The following is a 349-nucleotide window of genomic DNA, read 5'->3' as shown; positions in this document are numbered from 1 at the left end:
AATAGCTACTACTCCTCGTGGAGCCAGCCCCCGCAAGGGAGCTGGCTGTTATAAGCTTGTGGGCCAGCCCCGCAACGGGCTGGCTGTGACTCATGCCTTCGATGCTTTGTCGAAGAACAGCTGCCCCATGCCAGTCTTCTTGATCCCGAACACGCCCTTCGCGGTCACCGTCAGGTCGTCGTAGAAGTATCCGAAGATAACAGGCGTTTCCTCAAGAAGCAGGTTCTGGATCTTGCCGGCCGTTGCCTTCTGCGCCTCCAGATCTAGGGCCGCGATATAGCTGGACACCAGCGTGTCGTAGTCCTTGCTCTTGAAATGCGCGGCGTTCCAGCTACCGTTGCTGGTCAGC

1 pseudogene is annotated in these 349 nt (G+C 58.2%); it reads right to left on the bottom strand.

What is annotated here, in order from left to right:
• Positions 1 to 90 precede the first annotated feature (90 nt).
• Positions 91 to 349, bottom strand: a pseudogene (locus tag EN852_RS36910) (peptide ABC transporter substrate-binding protein); the annotation flags it as partial.

This window comes from Mesorhizobium sp. M2E.F.Ca.ET.209.01.1.1 (assembly GCF_004010375.2).
Taxonomy (GTDB): Bacteria; Pseudomonadota; Alphaproteobacteria; order Rhizobiales; family Rhizobiaceae; genus Mesorhizobium.
Note: the sequence above shows the minus strand (reverse complement) of the source record. Positions and strands in the feature narration are given on the sequence as shown.